The sequence below is a fragment of the Rheinheimera sp. MMS21-TC3 genome, from assembly GCF_032229285.1.
Classification (GTDB): Bacteria; Pseudomonadota; Gammaproteobacteria; order Enterobacterales; family Alteromonadaceae; genus Alishewanella.
Genome location: NZ_CP135084.1, coordinates 1,602,733 through 1,618,542, shown reverse-complemented (window position 1 = coordinate 1,618,542; position 15,810 = coordinate 1,602,733). Strand labels below are relative to the sequence as shown.

General features: G+C 42.5%; 18 protein-coding genes and 1 tRNA gene. 3 read left to right on the top strand and 16 right to left on the bottom strand.

The genetic code is table 11. The annotated features are described in order from the left end of the window. Positions 1–133: 133 nt before the first annotated feature. Complete coding sequence (locus RDV63_RS08070) at positions 134–343, top strand: cold-shock protein (protein WP_027670166.1); 210 nt, start codon at positions 134–136, stop codon at positions 341–343. A 78-nt stretch (positions 344–421) separates the two neighbouring features. On the opposite strand, the gene RDV63_RS08065 is transcribed toward RDV63_RS08070, so the two are convergent. The 3 genes from RDV63_RS08065 to RDV63_RS08055 are packed head-to-tail and all read right to left on the bottom strand — an operon-like array spanning position 422 to position 2,664. Next, entirely contained in the window at positions 422–679 is a 258-nt protein-coding gene (locus tag RDV63_RS08065; protein WP_313908988.1) for a DUF2960 domain-containing protein, read from the bottom strand. Then, a complete protein-coding gene (locus tag RDV63_RS08060) occupies positions 663–1,532 on the bottom strand; it encodes an EamA family transporter (protein WP_313908987.1) in 870 nt (289 codons plus the stop codon). Before RDV63_RS08060 ends, RDV63_RS08065 begins: the two co-directional genes overlap by 17 nt. Before the next feature lie 28 nt (positions 1,533–1,560). Next, the gene (locus RDV63_RS08055; RefSeq protein WP_313908986.1) at positions 1,561–2,664 is read right to left on the bottom strand and encodes a 1-acyl-sn-glycerol-3-phosphate acyltransferase; all 1,104 of its coding nucleotides are present in this window, start codon (positions 2,662–2,664) and stop codon (positions 1,561–1,563) included. Between the two features lie 287 nt (positions 2,665–2,951). Between RDV63_RS08055 and RDV63_RS08050 the strand changes: the two genes are divergently transcribed. Beyond that, positions 2,952–3,028 (top strand) — tRNA-Pro (locus tag RDV63_RS08050). Positions 3,029–3,159: 131 nt separating this feature from the next. On the opposite strand, the gene RDV63_RS08045 is transcribed toward RDV63_RS08050, so the two are convergent. From RDV63_RS08045 to RDV63_RS07985, 13 genes are all read right to left on the bottom strand, one after another. Beyond that, complete coding sequence (locus tag RDV63_RS08045; protein WP_313908985.1) at positions 3,160–3,525, bottom strand: hypothetical protein; 366 nt, start codon at positions 3,523–3,525, stop codon at positions 3,160–3,162. 73 nt (positions 3,526–3,598) lie between these two features. Next, positions 3,599–3,826: a hypothetical protein gene (locus RDV63_RS08040; RefSeq protein WP_313908984.1), complete on the bottom strand. Its 228-nt coding sequence runs from the start codon at positions 3,824–3,826 to the stop codon at positions 3,599–3,601. Positions 3,827–3,831: 5 nt separating this feature from the next. Continuing rightward, positions 3,832–5,631, bottom strand: coding sequence for a hypothetical protein (locus RDV63_RS08035; RefSeq protein WP_313908983.1), 1,800 nt, complete (start codon positions 5,629–5,631; stop codon positions 3,832–3,834). Next, positions 5,628–5,927 (bottom strand): hypothetical protein, encoded by a 300-nt coding sequence (locus tag RDV63_RS08030; protein WP_313908982.1) that lies wholly within the window; start codon positions 5,925–5,927, stop codon positions 5,628–5,630. Before RDV63_RS08030 ends, RDV63_RS08035 begins: the two co-directional genes overlap by 4 nt. Next, positions 5,920–6,909 (bottom strand): hypothetical protein, encoded by a 990-nt coding sequence (locus RDV63_RS08025; RefSeq protein ID WP_313908981.1) that lies wholly within the window; start codon positions 6,907–6,909, stop codon positions 5,920–5,922. Before RDV63_RS08025 ends, RDV63_RS08030 begins: the two co-directional genes overlap by 8 nt. 25 nt (positions 6,910–6,934) lie before the next feature. Further along, positions 6,935–9,361 carry a hypothetical protein gene (locus RDV63_RS08020; protein ID WP_313908980.1) on the bottom strand — a complete coding sequence of 809 codons (2,427 nt, stop codon included), beginning with the start codon at positions 9,359–9,361 and terminating at the stop codon, positions 6,935–6,937. A gap of 56 nt (positions 9,362–9,417) precedes the next feature. Beyond that, positions 9,418–9,789, bottom strand: coding sequence for a hypothetical protein (locus tag RDV63_RS08015; protein WP_313908979.1), 372 nt, complete (start codon positions 9,787–9,789; stop codon positions 9,418–9,420). After that, a complete protein-coding gene (locus tag RDV63_RS08010; RefSeq protein ID WP_313908978.1) occupies positions 9,786–13,331 on the bottom strand; it encodes a tape measure protein in 3,546 nt (1,181 codons plus the stop codon). Before RDV63_RS08010 ends, RDV63_RS08015 begins: the two co-directional genes overlap by 4 nt. 65 nt (positions 13,332–13,396) lie before the next feature. Next, the gene (locus RDV63_RS08005; RefSeq protein ID WP_313908977.1) at positions 13,397–13,759 is read right to left on the bottom strand and encodes a DUF2513 domain-containing protein; all 363 of its coding nucleotides are present in this window, start codon (positions 13,757–13,759) and stop codon (positions 13,397–13,399) included. 43 nt (positions 13,760–13,802) lie between these two features. Further along, on the bottom strand, positions 13,803–14,573 hold the full coding sequence (locus RDV63_RS08000) for a phage antirepressor KilAC domain-containing protein (protein ID WP_313908976.1): 771 nt from the start codon (positions 14,571–14,573) through the stop codon (positions 13,803–13,805). Then, positions 14,570–14,833, bottom strand: a complete 264-nt coding sequence (locus RDV63_RS07995) for a hypothetical protein (protein WP_313908975.1) — start codon at positions 14,831–14,833, stop codon at positions 14,570–14,572. The genes RDV63_RS08000 and RDV63_RS07995 overlap by 4 nt, the downstream gene beginning before the upstream one ends. Next, a complete protein-coding gene (locus RDV63_RS07990; RefSeq protein WP_313908974.1) occupies positions 14,830–15,081 on the bottom strand; it encodes a hypothetical protein in 252 nt (83 codons plus the stop codon). Before RDV63_RS07990 ends, RDV63_RS07995 begins: the two co-directional genes overlap by 4 nt. Before the next feature lie 73 nt (positions 15,082–15,154). Then, positions 15,155–15,319 (bottom strand): Arc family DNA-binding protein, encoded by a 165-nt coding sequence (locus RDV63_RS07985; RefSeq protein ID WP_313908973.1) that lies wholly within the window; start codon positions 15,317–15,319, stop codon positions 15,155–15,157. A 93-nt stretch (positions 15,320–15,412) separates the two neighbouring features. Between RDV63_RS07985 and RDV63_RS07980 the strand changes: the two genes are divergently transcribed. Continuing rightward, positions 15,413–15,694, top strand: coding sequence for an Arc family DNA-binding protein (locus RDV63_RS07980; protein ID WP_313908972.1), 282 nt, complete (start codon positions 15,413–15,415; stop codon positions 15,692–15,694). Positions 15,695–15,810: the final 116 nt, after the last annotated feature.

The window sequence follows — 15,810 nt, the reverse complement described above, 5'->3', positions numbered from 1 at the left end:
AACTTCGCTACACAGCTTCATAGTAAGTCATGTCCTGAAGATTCACGCACGTTTGGCCGCATAAGTAAAGTAACAGTCAGGCTAAAAGCGCAATTTAGCGTCAATTAATATATTAAATTTTTAGGAGTCATTCATGGCTAAAGTAACAGGTGTAGTTAAGTGGTTTAACGCTGATAAAGGTTTCGGATTCATTACTCAAGATAACGGCGGCGCTGACGCATTCGTTCACTTCCGTGCTATCCAAACTGAAGGTTACAAAACCTTAAACGAAGGCCAACGCGTTGCTTTCGAAATCGAACAAGGCCAAAAAGGCCCACAAGCTGCTAACGTTACAGTTCTGTAATTTAAGCTCTTGCCAAAAAAGGACACTTAGGTGTCCTTTTTTATTACTTGCTCTTAAGTAATTAATCTATTTATAGCCCTACTTTTCACTAGGCTCTTCTTGCTTAACAAAAGCAATATTCTTAAACCCCATCCGAATAAACTCTTGTTGCCTAAAGTTCTTAGTAGCTGAGCTGTGCTTAGCGGTCATGGCAATTTGTTGCTCCATTGCTAAAAAGTTCGTTAAATCTATTCCTTCTGCAGCAGCGACAGCTTCATACATATCTCGGTATTTATCATAACTAAAATTGATAACTTTAGTTTGTTTATTAAAAGTGTAACTAATTTGTCGGGCCATTGGCCGCTCCTATAATTGGTTTTGTATCTTTACAAATAAAACAAGAAACTAATAATAATGCAGAACCAAGAGCTAAAGTTATTAGGTTTTGCTGCTTATTCCAAATTAACAGATTAACTAACAGTCCGGCTGGAATAAGTACATTATTCATTACGGCTAATAAGCCACTACTCACTTGGGTCGCACCTTTATTCCACCAATAATAACCTCCACCTGAGGCTACTAAGCCAAGCCAAAACAGAATCGACCACTGCACAGTACTGGTAGGGTATTGCTCTGTTCCCATTATCAACCAAGCCGGTAAAACAACTAATACAGCGCCAATATAAAACCAACCAAATAACTGTAATTGATTAATAGATTTTGGCAGTTTTTCTAATACAACTTTATAACCTACCTGGCCAATAGCAAAACATAAGTTAGCCATTTGGACGATAATAAAACCTAGCCAATAATCTTCGGTTAAACTTTGATAACGCATAATAGCAGCAGCAATAACAGCGACAATAGCCGCTAATAAAAAACGGTATTGAAATCGTTGCTGTAAAATATCGTATAACAAGGTGATATACACAGGGGTGAAAATAGTAAAAACTAGCACTTCTGGCACTGTTAAGTACAAAAACGCTTGATAATAAAATAGATACATACAACCTAATTGTACAGCACCTAAAACTAAGAGTTTAACTATTAAATTTATTGGTTGCGGCTTTAAAAAAGGTAAAAAAACTAGCACGGCTAAAACCACTCTAATTAATACCGCAAAATAGACATCAACTTGGCCGGCTAAATAAACACCTATTAAACTAAATGAAAATGCCCACAATAAGGTAACTGCAAGTAAATATGGCAACTTTGGCGCTCCTACTATTTGCTGTTGCTTACTGTTTCTTAGCTACAGGCGCGGCATACAATTGAGTTAATAAGTCATGGGCACCATCAGGCACAGCCATTAATCTATTTTGCCACTGCTCTACTGCAACTTCATCTATAGATGAATCTTGTATGCCAGCAGCTAAATAATTAATTGGAAACAGCCTGTAATTTTGCCATATTTGCTGATCAATTAGTTTAGCAAGATCATCTGGCTCAGCGGGGATGCTAGTAACTGGGGCGCTAAAAGCCACATGAATGCGACCTTTAAAGCCAACAATGCCTTTAATGATAGTATCAATATCTTCAAACTCAGATTTTTGATAATGGCCTACCGTTTTCTTTTGCCATAACTCTTTTATTTTATCTGTGTCACAAGGGTCATATTCATAAGATAAACATACAGGCACAATATTAAGCTCTGCCATATAAGTGGCAAAGTCTGTACCTTGTTTTTTACCCTGCATATAAAACATTTTTAATATGGCCGGATCTGTAACGTCATTACCATCTTTAGCGCGACCTTCTTTTTGTGCGATCCAAACGGAATGATTTTCATCTAATGAATGTTTGATATAAGCAGATAGTTGAGAAAAGTTCTTTAACATCTCACGTGGACCTTTAGCACCACGTTTAACAATAAAGCTTTTATTAAGCTTCATTAGCTCAGTCGCACAAGGCTTACGCAGCAGATTATCACCTATGGCAATACGGACAGTAGCAAAGCCTTTTTGATGTAAACACCAATTAACTAAAGCTGGATCCATCGCTATATCTCGATGATTAGACAAAAATAAATAACTTTTTTTAGGATCCAATAACTCTAAACCGGAAAAAGTAATTTCTTTACTCGTCGTTTCGATCATTTTATTCATAAAAGTCGCCACTTGGCGCTGAACATCTTGTACCGACTTTAACTTGGCAAGTTTGCGCTTTAATATAAAACGTAATAATGGCGCAGCAACGCTACCAATAACACCAGGCATATGCGGAAATCGATAATGCAAAATAGCTTGGATAAACTCTTCATCGGCAATTAAACGCTGAATAGCAGGTGCAACTTCGTTATCATTATACGGCCGAATATCGGCAAAAAGATCTTGTTCTGACACTAGATAAATCATTCCATTATGCAAGTTATTCGCTATTTTACTGACTTAGTAAAAATTCACCAGTAGCAGATGCATTTAAGCCTATATAACATAAATTAGATTTTACTGTTGTCATGTGCCAAGCACTACGCTAAACCTAACGCTAACTCGCCTCATTAATAATTATCCATGGATACAACAGTTTCTCACTAGATTTAAATGCTGAGCCAACAAACTGCTGTAAATTACAGCAATCAGCTACTAGGGCATTGCTTTCTAGCCGATAATCTTTATTATACGCCCTAGTTCGGTACGTAGCGCAGCTTGGTAGCGCACTGGCATGGGGTGTCAGGGGTCGCAGGTTCAAATCCTGCCGTACCGACCATTTAAAAGCCTGTTTAATAACAGGTTTTTTCGTTTCTGCTACATAGTGAAAATTTAAGCGCCCCAAATGCGCCCCAATTCCGCCCCAATATACAGCATTGCAAAATTCGCAAAATTAACTTGGTTGTATCCTTATACCGGTACACTTAGTTTCTGAACAACTGATTCCCTTTCGTTATCATTAAGAGCGCAGGTCATTTGCCATAAATCTTCGAAACTAGCTGAATGATCATCTATTAAAACAGCATCTTTACCGGTTGCTATGTAACGCAAATATTCATCGTCTATATTACTGCTCATCACCTCGCCGCAAATACCTTCTTTATTTCTAAATACCGCTAAATTTGGTTCTAACAGCGTTGATTTAACATAGGCTTCGGCCTGATAAGACTGCACTGCTTTTATAAGCGATTCGGGTGCACCGAAAATTTGCAGTTGAGCTATAAGTGCTATGGTAAAAACGATTAATATAACTAGTAGTTTAATAAGTAACTTCAATGAATATCCTTTTCTAAGCATACAATTAGTTATTTCTTAACATAGCCTAATTACATATAACTTCCATAACAGCTTATATTTCTATTTCAACATAAGGCAGATCTGCTGCTTGGCCTATTACCCGCCCACCTTCTATGTAAGCCTTGTTGCTAACGGCTACGTCTTGGCCTAGCACTGTTATAAACGCCCCGCTCATTAGCTGTACTGTGCTTGTGCCGTCTGGGTTGTGGCTGGTAACTGTGGCTACTGTTCGTGTGGGGCCGTGGGTTAAATTGCGTAATTTACGATAGCTGTTAGTCATATTTTTTACTCATAGCTGCGTAGCGCTCCCACTGTTTGCCGTACTGTTAGCTGGCCGTTTTGGCTGCGTTGGCCGCTTATGCTTAGGCTGTCTATTAATGCTTTGTATGTTTCAGTTTGCCATGTAACCCCTAGAATTTGCCCAGGCATACAGGGGGGTAATAAATCCATTATTGGCAGGGTTAAGCTTACGTTGTCTTTATTACCCGACTCTGCTAATTCTGCCGTGCCGCGCTGGCGTGCTGCTAAATTGTCTGTAATTAGCGGCTCTATAACATCGGGCGCCAGCTTGTCACCGGCTGTGCCTGTACGTTTAACCCCACCAAACACGCCTTGCTGTTCACCACGTACCATTACTTTGTTGTATAGCGGTGCTATTACAGGTTGGGTGCTGTACTGTAAGATTACATCATCATGCACTGCAATATCAGGAATTGCAGTACTGATGGCCCAAGGTGTTACTGGCCATTTAGCGCGGATGTATATTGTTTTAGTTTCGCCATCTGCATACACCATTGCCCCTACAGCTGCGGCAATTTGCGCTATGGCTTCAATGGGTGTTTTATTTTGATAGCTAAACACGCCAGCAGGTACGTTAAATTGTGCTGGGCCATAATCAAGCGTCCAGCCTGTACCAATTAGTTCATCTGTAGCTAGTGCTGCTATGCCTTTAGCTGTGCTGTTACTATAAGAACGCGGCGCAGCATTGGGTGCTGCTAGCTCTGCTACATTACTACGCCCTGTTACTGTCCATGTTGTTTTGCCAAAGGCAGCACTTACGCTAAATTCTTCGGCCAAGCCGTAAAATGTATAACCATTTATTAGCAGTTTGAATTCTTGAGGACCACCTGCAAACAGCAGATCTTTATCGCCTTTGCTGCCGCATTGCAGGCTGATAGTTGCGCCCCACTGACTGCGGCTTATGCTCCAGTTGGCGCTGATAATGTTGATTTCAGTGTTATCGCTTACGCGATAGCAGCGTAACTGTGGCTGCATGATATAGCTCCTGCGCCGGGGCGGCGTTATCGGTTTGGTTATGTCTATTGTGGGTAGGTCTGGCATTGGCCAGATTAAGCCGCCGCCATTATCCAGCTCGCACACTACGGGGTTGCCGTCGTTTGAGAAATTAAGCGTTACTGTGCCGGCGATGAGCGTTGCCAGCTCCGTAAAGTTGAGTGTTACTGTGCCTTTTTGCGGGCGGTAATCGTTACTGCAAATATAGCTTGGTGGCCTTGGGCCGTAGGGCAGTTTGTAGCCACGGTTGATATCGCCGCCATGGTTATAAAACAGGTTTACAAATTGCTCTGCAATATCGGTGTGTTGCCAGTGTTGTTTAGTTTGCAGTTGCTGCAACTTGACGGTTGGTAACCAAGTTGCTTTTGACTGAACGCTAACGATTGGCCAGTCTGCCCAGCTGGTTTTAACCTGAGTTATCAGCTGTTGATAACCACCCCAATTAAACAGAGTTTTTTTAGTTATCAACGGCCAATTGCCGCTCCACTCAGTACCGGATTGTTGCGTTAGTAAGGGTGTGGCTTGCCATACTGAATGCAACAACTTAATGGTTACTGGGTTAGACGACCAACCAACGTTTACCGCATTAGCAATATCACCGCTTTGCCAACTAGCTTTAATTAATTGCACAATGCGGCTAGTTCGTTGAGTGTATCGAGCAGATACGGCCATAATCAGATTGGGCTCAACAATAGGCACTGGCGGTGGTGGTTCAGAGCTGCCAGAAAAATCGAATATAACTGAACCAACGGGGTAAAATGCCGCCTGCTTAAAATTTAAAACAGTTTTCATGGCACCAATTCTGATTGCACGTTATCTACAATAACAGCGTTATAAGTTAAATTATCATCAACAGATAAAACTATTAGTTCAGCTAAATTGGAATATATTGCCGGCACAACAATATTAACTTGGCCTAAATCGTTGGTTTTACCTGAAAAGTGTAACCGCCAATCATTTCTGTTGAATACTGCCACCCTTGCAGGATATACCGAATCATTATGATTAGTTTGAACAATTAATTTTGAATGTTTGGACTTACCCAATCCTAGCTCGGTTATAACCGATGATTTTATGTAATTAGCCACGGTTTGGCCCATCCCACCATTCTGCATTCAACATTAGATAACAGCCGCCGGACTGGCCAGTGACAACCCTATCTGATGGCAATAATAGGTAATCATCACCATTATACTTTTCAAAGTATGGGTATGGATAAGATGCGTAATAAGTAGTGGGCAAATATAACAAGCCAGGCAACACTCCCCTTACAAGCGGCATATTAGTTTTTGTCGCTGGGTTGCCATTAGCTGAGTATAAGATAACATCACTTAAATTTATTCCTCCCAACGGGCCATCAGGCAGCACATGTGTACCATTCATAACCATGTAAAAATTATGCTGTTCAATCTCTATATCGCCGTCTGAGCTTCTTATTTTCAGCCCGAAACTATTGGCAGCATTTTTGGTAAATATATTCCCAGAAAATCCGCGCCCTGATAATGGGTTATTAGTATTAGTAGTTATCGTGCCGGTGTTTGCCGTGCTATCACTAGAAATGTTATAACCTACGCAAATAAAACTCGATACATCGTTAACAGCCGTTGAAATAAAATCACCGCAAAAGAAATTTCTAGAATAATCAAAAGTAGATGGTTTATAATTATCCATTTCTTTTCTAGCAAACATTAAATAAAAAGCTGTTTTTGTTCCTGCAACTATCCATTTACCGTTATCAAAAGTGTTACGTAAATTTATGCTGTTTAGATAGCCTGGGTAAATAAAGCTATCAAGGCCAGTCATTGATTCAGCATTACGAAAGTACGTTGTGTTATCATTCACATGCCAGAATTGAACAAAACTGCCACTGCCTTCTATTGGATCATTTCTAAATACTATTTTTTTATTTGCAGCATCTTCAAATGCTACTGCCCAGCCTAATGGGCTTTTTGTGCCGTACCCTTCGATTAAGCATTTTTTTAAGATGTCAATTATGCGATCTGGTGTTGCAGTGTCTAATTGTGGCGCTCCTGGGTCATCCCATCTATATACTGTTACTGGCTGTGCCATGTGTTACTCCTAATGCTAATTCTGGTTATTCGGCGTTGCCGCGAAAATGTAAGCGAATACTGTCTTGGTCTATAGCGCTATGGCCTGCGCTTACTGAGCGCAATAGCACCGCCGGTTTTGATGCTGCGATAGTTTCTTCAAACCAGACGTTGCCCGGCTGCCAGCCGCCGCCCCAGCCCTGCCACCGAATGATGAAGTACGGTAAGCCGGTAGCCGGATTAATTGGCGCGAAGTCGCTTAGTGTGTCGCCGGTGCCGACCTGCCCAACATTTTTACCGATGCACCTGAATGCTGTATCGCTGGTAAAAATAAACGCCCAGCGATCGTTAATTGCTGACTCGTTTGTAACCTCAGGTGGATATGCCGCGGCGTTGTAATTAGCCGGCGCCGGGTCGCCCTGGATAGTGTCTGACCACACACCGTTCCAGGTGGTTTGGTCAAAAATATTGGTTACCCGCGCTTGTAAATCGCCCAGCTGATATACGCTGCTGACAACGCTGCCTGCGGGATAAGTGCCTTTTAGTGCGGCGGTGATTTTGAGTGTGTTGTCCGTAACTGCAGTAACTAACGCCAGTTCGCTGAGAGTGTCGACCAGTTCAAACGGTGCGGTGAATCCTGCGACGTTAACAATGGTTACCTCGCCGGTGTCTTTGTCGTACTCGTAGTGTTGCTGCATTGGGTGCCAGAGGCTTGCCCCCTCGCCGTCAACAATATCAATAAAGCTGTTTGGCCGCGCGGTAATGCTTTGTGCTGGCGTTAGGCTTGGGTATTGCGAGTATTGGTTATGTGCAACACAGATAACGCCAAATGGCCTGTAGAGCTGCACTGCGCCGCCGTTGGGTAAGCGCAGCGGGTTTATGCCGTACAGATTGCTGGGCGGCACCAATTCAATCACTTCGTTAATACTGTACTGCAGCGTGCTGAGCTTTACCTGCTCGGCAAATATCAGATTAACTGCGTTGCCGGTAATAGTGCCAGTTACGTTTACGCCTGTAATGTCGCCGTTGGCGTCGCTGCTGGCCGATAACAAGCCACCTGCTACAAGTTCGACTGACATATAAAATGAGTCTGGCAATACTTCGTTAAACTCCATGACAAAATTAGCTGTTGTTGCCGATTCGCCTGCAGCTTCATCGTTAGACAAAATAGCCTGATATTGCAACGAGCTGTAATTATTAAAATAGCTTGGTGTGCCATCATCCAGATCAAGTATCACGGCAAGCTGAAATATGTTTGTCGTCGCATTGTATATCCAGACATTAAAGCGGGTTGGATCGGCATCTTCTTGACGAGCGGTATATCGCTGATTGTCGACAGCCCGCAGCACACTGCCGGTTACGGTGAGAGGCACCAGGCTATAACCTGCTGGTATCGCTCCGTCATCGGGATAGTTGTAAATTGCGTACCGTTCTGAGCTGTAATAAGACAACTGCACGTTAGTATCGGAGTCTGGTATGCGCGGCAATGTGAACTCAAGATTGACGCCGTTCAGAGCTGCGTTGCTATATCTCATCGTCCAATTTGCGCCACCTGATATGTACGACACTACAAAAGCAGTTGTACCTGGTAACTGTATAAAGTCGGGCACTGGCACGCTGTAGGTCGGGCCTACTGCCGGAAATTCAATGATACTGGTTACTAAACCAGGAGCAAATCCAGCAAACGGCTGGTTGCCGTTTGTTTCAAGTGCTTCGGTTATGCGTGGTGTCACACGCCCAGCCGTTTTTGATACTTGCAACTCAGTGCCTGATGCAGCTGACGTTAACTGTGTTACACCGTGATAAGTTACCCCCGCACCGGCGGTAATCTCGCGCAGCTTGGTGCAGCGGGTTTGACCATTTATTGACTGACTAGCTCCGGGCGTGTTGTATGGCAGCGGCGGCTCAAAACGGTAATAACCGCTGCCAACTTCCGTTATCTTTATAAAATGCGTAAAGCGCGGGTAATCTGTATTTGCATCTCCGGTGTACTCTACGCTGATTACATATACGCGCCCAGCCGTTAGTGTTACCTGCGGCTGCTCGCCAGTTGGTGCGTTTGCAGTTAAATCCAGGGTATTAATTTGGTCCTGACCAGCTACCATTGCTGATAGCCCGGACCGTAACAGCAATGATGGCACTACGCTGGATTCGATGGCATTAATGATATCTGCACGGGTGCTGCCGTCGTTAACCGCTGTAGATTCGATGATCATTACATCTACAAGCGGATCAAGCGGTGGTTCGTTTATTAAAATATGGCCATCTTGCAATAAGTCAGTATTGGCCGTGCTTACTGCAGGATAAATTTTGGCAATATCTACTGCGGATTGCGCGTGGTCAATATCCGATATGTTGCCAACCACTTCGTTAAGCTGGCCGTTTTGCACTTCATTACTGGTACGCTGGCCGCCTGCGTCGGCTTGCTGTGTCATGCGTTCTGATTTAAATATTTTTAGGTCGGTGCGTAGCATGTAGCGCCCTTATACAGTTGTTTATACAGTTACTGGTTAAACAGTAAGAAATTTTACTAAACAGTAAGAAATTTAAGTTGCACGTTTACTAAGTTGCTGCCGTTGGTTTGGTAGGTTTCGCGTAACAACGGCTGAGCGCTTATTGGCGTATCTGTGTAATCCCACATTACTGTGTGGGTACTGCTGTCGGGCAGTGTTAATGTAAAACTAGCTTTGCCCAGCTTGGCATGGGCTAATAGTTCATCGACTTTTGATTTTTTAACCCAATGCTCACCGCTGTTAAGCACAATGGGCATTCCGGCTTGCATTTGAGCCAGCTCTACTAACAAAGCACCACTACTGGCGTATTCTTTATTCAGCGTAAAGCCGGTCCATAATGCCGATGTAACTTCAAAGTCATCGTCTAGTGTTATTGTGTCAATCATCATAATGATGTACTCGCGGCACGTTCTATTTCAGCTAGCATGCGGTTTACGTCGTTGCTGCCCATTTGTGCTTGATATGTTGAACCCGATGGCATGGCCAGTTCTAGCCTTACCGTTTGGCTTGGTGCGCTGTTGCTGTTGCTGTTGCTAACAATCGCGCTCCGTGGCAATACAGGCACTTCGCTGGCAAACCTTGGTTTGGCTGTTTGTGCTGCTGGGTCAGTTGCGCTGTTTGAATTCGCTTTGCTTTGGGCTTCAGCTTGAATTTGTGATGTTTTTATAGCGTAAATTTCTTTTGCTAACGCTAATGACTGTTTTGCTGCACTTATCGCAGCTTGATCATTAGACTCTTGTGCTTGTTTTAATTTGGCGTTTAAGTCGGCCAGTTGCGTTTCATAATTGCGTTTTTCAATAGCGGCTTGGTTGTTTTGCAGCCTGTCCAGTTCATCTTGCAGCCCTCTGAACGTACCTTGCAAACCGTCGCGTAATGATAAAATACGGTTTTCAGCATCGGTAATAGCGTTACGTAACGGGGCCAGATCACTGTCGCCTAATTGATTAAACTCATAATTTAATGCTTTAGATATTCTCGCTACATCGTTAATTGAAACGCTACTACTGGCTAGTTGCTCTGTGTATTTTCTTATTAATAGTGTTTCATTAATAATTTGTTTTTCTCGTGCAAAAGCTTGATTGCTGGCTCTTGCTAAATCTGTCCACCATATATTGCTAACGCGGTTATTTTGTACAATAAACGAGCTTAGTTCTTTAACTCTAGCGCTTAACTGCTCTGTTGATTGTGCACTTAAATTAAAGTCTTGATTAATAGCTTGCTGTGCCTGAGCTAACAAGCTTGTGTATTGAATGGCTTTACCAGTTGTGCCAGCTAAGTTTTCAAGTATGCGCTGTTGTTCAGCTAAGCTTTTATTTGATAAATCAGTTTGTTGTTCTAGTTGCTGTTCGGTGTCTTTCATGCCCGCTAACATAGGGCTTATAATGTTTAATACTTTTACGTAACGTTCTTTTTGCTGTAAATACTCTGCGGCACTAATACCGTTGTTTCGGTACAGCTCATCTAACTCATCCATTTGCCGAGTGTATTCATCATACTTGAGCTTTAATTGCGCAAGGGTTGATAACTCTAACTGCTTAACTTCATTTAATGCGTTGGTTTGCTCTTTTAATTGTGCTTCTGCTTTTGCTAGCTGCTGAGAGGCAAGTGCTTTATCTTCTGATGATGCAGTGCTGCTATCTAATGTTTTCTTATATTCTGCAATAGCATCTTTAGTTTGCTGAATATCTGCGCCCATATTGCCGTAGGCTTTTGCTTGTAAATCGGTAACTTGTGCTTCTGATATTTTTTGTTCTGTTAGCTTGCCTAGCTCTTTTGTTAGCCCTAGTGTTGCAGCTTGTTCTTGTAGCTTAATAGGTAAGCTATCACCTGATGCTTTTGCTGCTTTTGCTGCCGATTCTGCATACTTTAAAAATGCTGCTTGCTGCTGCTCAATAGGTTCATTACCCATAGCAATGGTTTCATAAGCTAATCGGGCTTGTTCTGAGGCTTCTTGTAAGCTTTTAGTTGAAGCAATACCTAATTGTTTATAAGCTTGCTCTAACTTATTAGCTGTTTCGTCCCATACATTTTGATAGTCAGCTAACGTATTGCTATGTTGTTTAAGTGATTGATCTACCGCTTCCCATGCACCTGTTGATTTATTTAAGGTTACTAAGCCTTTTTCTTGGGCATCAAATAAATCTTTTGTGCTTTTGTAATTTGTACCTAGTTGTAAATTTACCTTTTCTAATTCAGCGCTTAGCGCGGCTTTAGATGCGGCAGCATCATTTTCACTTTTTCTTAATGCATTATTTGCAGCTATAAGATCCCATGTTGCAACTGCTAGCCTGCCAATTTGATAAACACCATAAGCTATGCCGCCAAAAATACCAGCCTTAGATAACATTGCACCCACACCAGTTAAGCTGGCAACCCATGCGTTTGCGGCCACTCTAGCCCTACCAATCTGTGCTATAACTGCATTGAATGAAAATGCATATAACGCATTAGCTGCTGCGGCGGCTTTTTTTGTACCAATTAATGATAATAATGATGCAATTAAATCACGGCTCCCCGTGATCATACCTTTAAAAAAGCTGCCAACTTTAAGCAAGGCCCACGCAGCACCAACGCCGATAATGGCTTTTCGCCATTCAAAAACAGTAGTTACTAATGATTTAATGGCTTCGCCAGTTGCAACAACGCCATCACTAATGCTTTTAGCTAGCGCTTTTAACTCACCGCTTTGGGTCATTCTTGCAATGGTTTTGTTTAGCTCGGATAGCTGGCCTTTTAGCCAATCTAAAGCACCTGAGTTTGCTACTAATGCGTAAAATTGCTCTAATTCATCTTTGGCGTTAGATATTAAACCTGAAAGCGTACCCATACCTTTGGCCGCTTGGCCTTCGGCTGAACGGCCTATTTCATCAATAAGCTGTTTCATTACATCGCGGCCAAGTGCACCCGCGCTACTTAACTTTTGTAGCTCTGCCGTGTTTTTGCCCGTTACGTTTTCAAGTAACTGCCAAACTGGTACACCACGTTCTATAAGTTGTAATATTTCTTCGCCTTGCAGCTTTTGTTTAGCCCAGGCTTGGCCAAGTGCTAATGAAATACCTTGTACGCGTTCGTAACCACCGCCTAACTTTTCCGACTGGTCGATAATGGATTGCATAACGCCATCCATTGGATTTAGTCCAAAGTTTTTAAGCCGTACAAAAGTTTCAGTTACTTGGTCTAGCTGTAACGGTGTGTTTTTAGCAAAGTCTTTAATCCATGAGCCTGCTTGCTCACCTGCTTCAATGCTGCCCATTACACCGGCTAGCTGAATATCTAAGCGTTCAAACTTATCACCGGTGGTAAATAAATTAGTTAAGGCGCCTTTTACTTGGTTAATACCAATGTAAGCGGCACCAAAAGCTAAAATGCGGGTGGTTATGCCTGATAATGATTCGCCAAACTTTCCTGTAGAACCCGATGTTTTTTTTAGGTCTGCACTTAATTCACGTAATTTAGTACGTTTCTGCTGCAATGCACCATTAGACTGTAAGATCTCTTTTTGTAGTCGATCTTGTTCAGATGAAAGCTTTTTAGTATTAACGCCACTTTGCTGTAAATCTGATTTGCTTTTAGATAACTGGCCACTTAGCTTATTGTATTCAGTTTGCAGCTGGTTAGCTGAACGGCGGGCAGCTGAAAGGTTTTCAGATTGTTCTTTGGTTGCTTTGCCGCCTAAATCCATTTCACGGGCTAAACGTGTAACCTCAGCCCTAGCGCCAGCTAAGGCTTTTTCGGCCTGCTCGGCATAAAGCTCAAGCCCACGTGCAGTTGCCAGTTTTGCCTGTGTAGCTTCAAGCTGCTTAAGCTGATCTGCTGCCAGCTTAGTTTCACCCTGCAATTTTTTAAATTCTTCAGTTGCTTTAGACGTAACCGGGCTTAATAAGTTTTTACCGCGCAACACTAAATCAATAAATTTTTTCTTAACAGACATTGCAGCACCTTTTTTAGGTATAAAAAAACCCGCAATTAAGCGGGTTGGTTTTAAGGTTGTTTTATTTAACTAGAAATTATATTGCTTGCGACCTGTGCCGCTGCGGCCTTAATGGTATCGAATGATAAGTCGATGCCTTTATCACGTAAAAACACTAAGGTTTTGTTCCACATACCTTGCGAGCGTATTTTGTCTAAAAACTCATGCCCTGCCCACGTTAACTGGCTGGCGGTGCATGTTACAACGCCACCACTTGAGCTGTGACAACTGGCTTTAATTAATTTAGCTTCATAAAGCAGCATCATATGGTAACTAACTACCTCTGGCGCATAACCTGCTATATCGGTGTCGGCTACTGCTTGCTGAATGGTTTCTAAGTTTTCAATGGCTACCAGTATTTTTCTGATTAGCTCCCAATTCCGTTTCATTGCTCAAACTCCAAAACCCGCACTTAAGCGGGTTGGTTGTTATTTAGTGTGCTTGTGGGTGGTTTATTAGTTGCGACAGTAGTGCTATACCTTTGGGCGTTACTCTTACCTGCTGTGCAACCTTATTACTACCATCGCTACGACTAACCTCTGTTACTTTGTGCTCAAGTAAACCTTTTTGCACTTTGTCTTGATAGCCTAACCATGCCGTTGTGCCCGGTCTGCGGAATATCCAACTTTTTTGCTGCAGCAGGCAAAACAAATCTTTAGGCTTAGCTATTTGCAGTAGCTTGGCAGCATCGGTTATGCACAAACTGCCATCGGCTTTAGCTATGCGGTCTAACGCATCGGCTTTTGGTTGTATTTCTTTTATCTGATCTTCAAGCGCTAACACTTTTTCAGTGTAACCCAGCAACAGACTGCGCATTGTGGCCGGATCATTTAACGCAGTTGCAGGATCGAACTGTGGTATTGGTTGCAGCCTGCCGTTGCGGTAATCTAAAAACACTTGATTAACTTTTAGCTGAAATGCAGGACTGATCCAGCCAGCATACGACACCGCCAGCAGTTCGTGGGCGAAGGTGCCTGGTGCTGATCCACCTTTTACCGAATTGACTGCTTTTTGAGCTAAGCCCTCTGAAGGGCTTTGGCTCTCAAGTTCAGCGATAAGCTCCTTTGTAGGTTCAGTAGATAACCACTTGGATGGTCGTTTATGTTCAGCTTCACCGCTCGCTTTATGCAAAGCGTTTAAATTAAACCGGCCTTGAGCATCAGTCGTTATTTCAACACCAGCTATTACAGGTAATGTGTTCATTGCATTACTCCTACACCAGAATCAAGGTTAGCTAAGTTGGCTTCCATGGCTTGCAGCTTTTCTTCTAGCATATCTAGCATGTTGCCCAACACTGGCGATGGCAGTTCGCCATAGTTTTCATCTTTAACCAGCACTTTAATTAACGATTTAGCTTGGTCTAATAATACCGCTAGGTTGTCGGTAACTTTAATGCTGGCTAAAAAGGTATTTTGTGACGCGATAGCTTGGTTAGCCTTAATGGCTGTTACTGTAGTTTTCATTGCAGCACCTCGAATTGCATTTTATGGTGCAGCTGTTTCATTTCGTCTAATCGGTCACCAATTATCCACAACAGGTTAGATATAGTGGCTGGGGTTAAGCTGGTTAGCGCATCGTCTACAATTAAAGCCGACACTACCGCCCTAGATTGACAGATTAATTTGTCAAAATTATCTATGTGGTCAATCATGTGAAAACTGGCATTTTTTCCACGTTGTATATTTGTTATATTTTCCGCTATACTAGTCATGTTTACTTTCCTACTGAGTTTGTAAATACGGCCTCAACTGTTGCTGCAGTTGGGGCTTTTTCTTTTATACGGCTCATGCCGCTTCCAGCTTTACACCATCTACTGCATAAGCTTGCCGCAACCGATACAATAATTCTGCATTTAAAGACCTACCCTGTTCTTTAGCCGTGGCCTTAACTACTTGATGTACTTCTGGCGGCATTCTTAGCATCATTCCTACCGTTACTTTACGTGACATTATAAGCCCCTTGTTGATGGTAGCCATTTGCTACCATTGCAGTATGGTAGCACTTGGCTATCATGTCAACACTTAAAGCGTGAGATTTTTTTTATGAAGCCTAGAGATCCCCAAATAAACATCAGATTACCAGAGGAACTAAAAGAGCAACTTCATTCAATGGCAGCCGAAAATAAGCGCTCGGTTAATTCTGAAGCGGTTGCTGCTATTGAACATGCTGTACATCTGCATAACTTAACGAAAAGCCGTTCCGAAACACTGCAAGAATTAAATGCTGACGGCAGCAATCGCTATATAACTGTTGAAGAAGCAGAGAAAAAGCTTCTACATGACGTTATAAAAATGATTTACACCCATGCTAAAAACAACAATTAACTTATTTCAGTAACACTCTGATACCTGCTAGATTAATGCAATTCTCAGTTTTTTGGTGTTGCTAAGCATGCCTATTTTGAATGCTTAGCACCCACTTGGGTTTATAGTTAACAAAA

What these genes read in the sequence shown, in the direction of transcription:
- RDV63_RS08035 (WP_313908983.1), bottom strand. Translation starts at nt 5,631, where the DNA reads ATGAAAACTGTTTTAAATTTTAAGCAGGCGGCATTTTACCCCGTTGGT.
- RDV63_RS08005 (WP_313908977.1), bottom strand. Translation starts at nt 13,759, where the DNA reads ATGAAACGGAATTGGGAGCTAATCAGAAAAATACTGGTAGCCATTGAA.
- RDV63_RS08000 (WP_313908976.1), bottom strand. Translation starts at nt 14,573, where the DNA reads ATGAACACATTACCTGTAATAGCTGGTGTTGAAATAACGACTGATGCT.
- RDV63_RS07980 (WP_313908972.1), top strand. Translation starts at nt 15,413, where the DNA reads ATGAAGCCTAGAGATCCCCAAATAAACATCAGATTACCAGAGGAACTA.
- RDV63_RS07990 (WP_313908974.1), bottom strand. Translation starts at nt 15,081, where the DNA reads ATGACTAGTATAGCGGAAAATATAACAAATATACAACGTGGAAAAAAT.
- RDV63_RS08010 (WP_313908978.1), bottom strand. Translation starts at nt 13,331, where the DNA reads ATGTCTGTTAAGAAAAAATTTATTGATTTAGTGTTGCGCGGTAAAAAC.
- RDV63_RS07995 (WP_313908975.1), bottom strand. Translation starts at nt 14,833, where the DNA reads ATGAAAACTACAGTAACAGCCATTAAGGCTAACCAAGCTATCGCGTCA.
- RDV63_RS08015 (WP_313908979.1), bottom strand. Translation starts at nt 9,789, where the DNA reads ATGATGATTGACACAATAACACTAGACGATGACTTTGAAGTTACATCG.
- RDV63_RS08025 (WP_313908981.1), bottom strand. Translation starts at nt 6,909, where the DNA reads ATGGCACAGCCAGTAACAGTATATAGATGGGATGACCCAGGAGCGCCA.
- RDV63_RS08040 (WP_313908984.1), bottom strand. Translation starts at nt 3,826, where the DNA reads ATGACTAACAGCTATCGTAAATTACGCAATTTAACCCACGGCCCCACA.
- RDV63_RS07985 (WP_313908973.1), bottom strand. Translation starts at nt 15,319, where the DNA reads ATGTCACGTAAAGTAACGGTAGGAATGATGCTAAGAATGCCGCCAGAA.
- RDV63_RS08020 (WP_313908980.1), bottom strand. Translation starts at nt 9,361, where the DNA reads ATGCTACGCACCGACCTAAAAATATTTAAATCAGAACGCATGACACAG.
- RDV63_RS08070 (WP_027670166.1), top strand. Translation starts at nt 134, where the DNA reads ATGGCTAAAGTAACAGGTGTAGTTAAGTGGTTTAACGCTGATAAAGGT.
- RDV63_RS08065 (WP_313908988.1), bottom strand. Translation starts at nt 679, where the DNA reads ATGGCCCGACAAATTAGTTACACTTTTAATAAACAAACTAAAGTTATC.